The organism is Streptomyces sp. SM1 (assembly GCF_002910825.1).
Classification (GTDB): Bacteria; Actinomycetota; Actinomycetes; order Streptomycetales; family Streptomycetaceae; genus Streptomyces; species Streptomyces okerensis.
This window is the reverse complement of the sequence record NZ_NEUB01000414.1, coordinates 1-4,514: the sequence shown is the minus strand read 5'-3', so window position 1 is coordinate 4,514 and position 4,514 is coordinate 1. Positions and strand designations below refer to the sequence as shown.

The following is a 4,514-nucleotide window of genomic DNA, read 5'->3' as shown; positions in this document are numbered from 1 at the left end:
GGTCGGTGTCCCGCAGTCGCTCCGCCATGCGTGCGGTCATCCGCTTCAGGGCTTTCGGCGACCGGGCGGAGACGACCAGGGGCAGCGGGTGCCCGCCCGGCACCGGGTCCGGCCCGGCCGGCCGGGGGGCGGGCGGCGGGGTGAGGACGGCGTGGGCGTTGGCTCCCCCGAAGCCGAAGGCGCTCACTCCCACGGCGGACCGCTCCCCCACCTCCAGCGGGACGGGGACGGCGGCGGGGGCCAGTCCGAGGCCGTCGAAGTCGATCCGGGGATTGAGGGGAAGGGCGTGCAGGGACGCCGGTACCAGGCGGTGGCGCAGGACCAGGATGGCCTTGAGCAGTCCGGCCATTCCGGAGGCGGGTTCCAGATGGCCGACGTTGGACTTCACCGAGCCGATCGGCAGCGGGCCGCCGCGGCGGCGCCGGCCCAGCGCCCGGCCGATGGCCCGGGCCTCCGCCGGGTCCCCGACCTGGGTGCCGGTGCCGTGGGCCTCGACGTACACCACGTCGTCGGGGTCGATGCCGGCCTCCGCGTAGACCGTGTGCAGCAGCGCCTCCTGGGTCTCGGCGCTGGGCACGATCATGCCGGTGCTGCGGCCGTCGGTGTTGTTGCCGGAGGCGGCCAGTACGGCGTGCACGCGGTCGCCGTCCGCCACCGCGTCGGCGAGGCGCTTGAGGACGAGTACCGCGCCGCCCTCGGCGCGCACGAAGCCGTCGGCGTCGGCGGAGAACGCCGCGCAGCGCCCGCGCCGGGACAGCATGCCGGCGTAGGAGAACCCGGCGAAGGAGTAGGGGTTGGAGAGCACGTTGACGCCGCCCGCCAGGGCGACGCGGCCGGGCCCCTCGCGCAGGGTGCGGCAGGCCCGGTCCAGGGCGACCAGGGCGGAGGAGCAGGCCGTGTCCACGGCCATGCTGGGCCCGCGCAGGTCGAAGGCGTACGACATCCGGTTCGCCGTGATGGACAGGGTGGCGCCGGGCATGGTGTGCGGGCTCGTGTGGTCCTGCATCATCGACAGGTTCACGCCGTAGCCGGGGTCGGAGACGCCCACGTACACGCAGGTGTCCGAGCCTGCCAGGGACTCGGCGGGGATGGCGGCGTCGTCCAGTGCGTCGGCGGTCATCTCCAGCAGCAGCCGCTGCTGCGGGTCGATGTGCCGGGCCTCCGCGGGGGACATGCCGAAGTAGCCGGCGTCGAAGGAGGCAACGTCGTCGAGGAAGCCGCCGGCGGCGGTGTAGCTGCGGCCGGGCCGCACGGTGCCCGGGTCGACCGTCCGGTCCCGGGGCAGCCGGCCGGCAGGCATCTCGCCGACCACGTCCCGTCCGTCGCGCAGCACGGACCAGAGTCCTTCCAGGTCCGTGACGCCTCCGGGGAGCCGGCAGCCCACGCCCACCACCGCTACGGCCCGTTCATGCTGCTGCGTCGCCAAGTCCCCGCCCCTTTACGCCGATTAGTGCACTGCGTACGGATTGAAGGCGACAACTGGGCAGAAATCCAGTGTTGATCACTCGTTGGGGTGGATACCGCCACGCAATCGTCGTTCCGGCCGGCGGGCTGGCTACGGTGACGCGGTGCCCGAAGCCATCCGTGCCCGTATCGCCGCCGTTTCCGCTCATCTTCCGTCCCGCTACCGGACCTTGGACGAGATCCGCGTCAAGATCACCGAGACGGGTGGTTACGCTCCGCCGCCCGGCCTGCTGGAGGACCTCACCGGAGTCCGCGGAGTCCATGTCCACGAGGACGGCGAGAACGCCTCCGACCTCGCCGTGACGGCCGCCCGGTCGGCGCTCGGCGAAGCGGGTCTGAAGATCGACGACATCGGTCTGCTGCTGTTCGCCTCGACCTCCCAGGACCTGGTCGAGCCGGCGACGGCCCACCTCGTGGCGGTCAAACTGGGCGCCTCCTGCCCGGTGTTCGACATCAAGAACGCCTGCAACAGCTTCCTCAACGCCATGGAGGTGGCCGCCTCGTTCATCGAGGCCGGCCGCTACCGCACGGTCCTCATCGCCTGCGGTGAACCCTCCACCCTGGCCACCCGCTGGCACGCCCCCTGCCGGGAGGACCTGCTGCGGGCCCTGCCCGGCTACACCGCCTCCGACGCCGGCGCCGCGATGGTGCTCACCACCGGCCCCGCGGGCGACGGCGACCCCGGCATCCTGTCCCTGCGCTTCGTCAGCAACTCCGCCGCCTGGCAGGCCTGCACGGTGGCCGGCGGGGGCAGCATGCACCACCTCTCCGTCCACGACGACCACACCACGCTGCGGCTGAACGGGGATCTGCGCCAGGGCGCGCTCGACGTACTCCCCCGCATCCTGGAAACCGCCGGGGAGGAACTCCGGGCGGCGCAGTCCGGCGACTTCGCCTTCGTCGCCTTCCACCAGATCGCCATGCCGCAGTACCGCGAGGTGATCGACACCTTCTCCCTCCCCGAGGACCGGTGCATGCCCGCGGTGGCCGAGCACGGGAACTGCGCGGCGGCCTCGCTCCCCCTGCAGCTGGTCAAGGCACGGGAGGCGGACCGTGTGGAGAGCGGGGACCTGGTGGCGATGATCGGCCTGGCCAGCGGTTTCAGCTTCGGCCTGGGGCTCCTGCGGTGGTGACCGCGGGAACCGGGCACGCCCCGGCACCGGACCCCGCTCTCCTGGAACGGCTGCTGCCGGGTTACCCCGCACCCCGGCACTGGCGGCGGGTGCCGCTCACCGGCCAGCACTATCTCGACCTGGGCTCCGGGCAGCCGGTGCTGTTCCTGCACGGCAACCCGTCGTGGAGCTACGCGTGGCGCGGACTGCTGCGCCGGCTCTCCCCGCACGCCCGCTGCCTGGCCCCCGACCTGCCGGGCTTCGGGCTGTCCCGGCACCTGCGGCCGGCCGACGGGGTGCCGGACCCCTACGAGGCGCAGCTGGAACACCTGGACATCCTGCACCGCCATCTGGTGCGGGACGAGGGTCTGCCCGAGCGGGGGTGGACGTTCGTCCTGCACGACTGGGGCGGCCCGCTCGGCGTCGCCTGGGCGCTGCGCAACCCGGGCGTGGTGGCCCGGCTGGCCGTCTGCAACACCGTGGCCTTCCCCTTCCCGGACGGCTTCCGGCTGCCGTTGTCCCTGCGGTGGATCCGGGACCACCGTCCGGTCTCCGAACTCGTCCACGCCACCAACGCGTTCGCCCGTGTCGCGGTACGGGCTGGGGTCCACCGCCCGCTGCTCCCGTCCGAACGCCGGGCCTACCTGCGGCCGTACGCCCGCCGCGCGGAACGCCGGGCGGTCACCGACGCGGTACGGGCGATCCCCCGCGGCCCCGCGGACCCCGCCTGGCGGCTGCTCGAACCCCCCGGCGCCGGGGCCGGCCTGACGGACCTGCCGCTGCTCATCGGGTGGGGCATGCGCGATCCCGTCTTCACCCCGGCCCTGCTGGGCGAATGGGCACGGCGGTACCCGCACGCCGGAATCCACCGCTTCCCCGGCGCCGGGCACTTCGTGATGGAGGACGCCACGGCCGAACTGGGCGACCTCATCCGTGACTTCCTGCAGGGGGCACCATGACCGTGACCGTTCCCGGTATCGCCGCGCGGCTGGCCGACCGGCCCGAGGCGGTCGCCCTCGTCGAAAGCCGTGGCGGAACCTCCCGGACGACCCGTCGCGGCGAACTGGTGCGACGCTGCCACCACCTCGCCGAAGCCCTGCGCGACGCGGGCGTCCGGCCCGGCCACAAGGCCGTGGTGATGACCCGCGACGCCCACGACCTCACCGCCGTCTCGTACGCCCTCGGCATCCTCGGCGCCGTCCCTGTACTGATCGAACCGCGCGCCGAAGTGGGCCGTTGCCTGCGGGACGTCGCCCCGGACGTCTTCATCGGGGAACCGCTGGCCCATCTCGGACGCCGGGCCCTGGGCTGGGGCCGTCCCCACATCGGGATCTCCCTGGTCACCGGCCCCGCTCCGCTCCCTCCGGGGCGGCGGCTGCCCACCCGGACGCCGGTCGGCGGCGCTCCGCCCGCGCGGCTGCCGGAACCGGACGGCGACGGGCCGGCCCTCATCGCCTTCACCTCCGGCTCCACCGGACGGCCCAAGGGCGCGGAGTACCACCACAGCACCCTGGCCGGACAGCTCGACGCGCTGACCGCCCTGATCGGTCCCCGGCCGGACGACGTGCTCCTCGCCGGATTCCTGCCGGTCGCCCTGCTCGGCCCGCTGCTGGGCCTGACCACCGTCGCCCCGGCCGTGAACCACCTGGCCCCGGCCCGCACACCGCCCGGGGAACTCGTCGCGCCGATGCTGCGGCACCGCGCCACCGTCGTCCTGGCGTCACCGGCCGTGCTGACCCTGATCGCCCGTCACTGCGCCCGCCACGGCGTCACCCTGCCGTCGGTCCGGCAGATCCTCTCCTTCGGCGCCCCGCTGCGCCTCCGCCTCGTCGACGCCCTGCGCCGGGCCGTACCGGACGACGCCGAGATCCTCAGCGTCTACGGTGCCACGGAGTGCCTGCCCGTCTCCGCGATCGGCGACCACGAGCTGCGGGCCTC

The 4,514-nt window shown here is 73.9% G+C and carries 4 protein-coding genes; 3 read left to right on the top strand and 1 reads right to left on the bottom strand.

Translation table 11 applies throughout. The features are described 5' to 3' along the window. Nucleotides 1–1,426 (bottom strand): polyketide synthase (locus tag B9S61_RS10485; protein ID WP_146064775.1); only part of this gene is annotated, 1,426 nt, incomplete at its 3' end. 142 nt (nucleotides 1,427–1,568) lie between these two features. On the opposite strand from B9S61_RS10485, the gene B9S61_RS10480 reads away from it, so the two are divergent. The 3 genes from B9S61_RS10480 to B9S61_RS10470 form a co-directional block, all read left to right on the top strand. Then, nucleotides 1,569–2,597 (top strand): 3-oxoacyl-ACP synthase III family protein, encoded by a 1,029-nt coding sequence (locus tag B9S61_RS10480; protein ID WP_103542017.1) that lies wholly within the window; start codon nucleotides 1,569–1,571, stop codon nucleotides 2,595–2,597. Beyond that, nucleotides 2,594–3,535, top strand: coding sequence for an alpha/beta fold hydrolase (locus B9S61_RS10475; protein WP_258039613.1), 942 nt, complete (start codon nucleotides 2,594–2,596; stop codon nucleotides 3,533–3,535). Before B9S61_RS10480 ends, B9S61_RS10475 begins: the two co-directional genes overlap by 4 nt. After that, nucleotides 3,532–4,514: AMP-binding protein (locus tag B9S61_RS10470; protein WP_146064774.1), on the top strand; the 983-nt coding region annotated here is incomplete at its 3' end. The genes B9S61_RS10475 and B9S61_RS10470, both read left to right, overlap by 4 nt.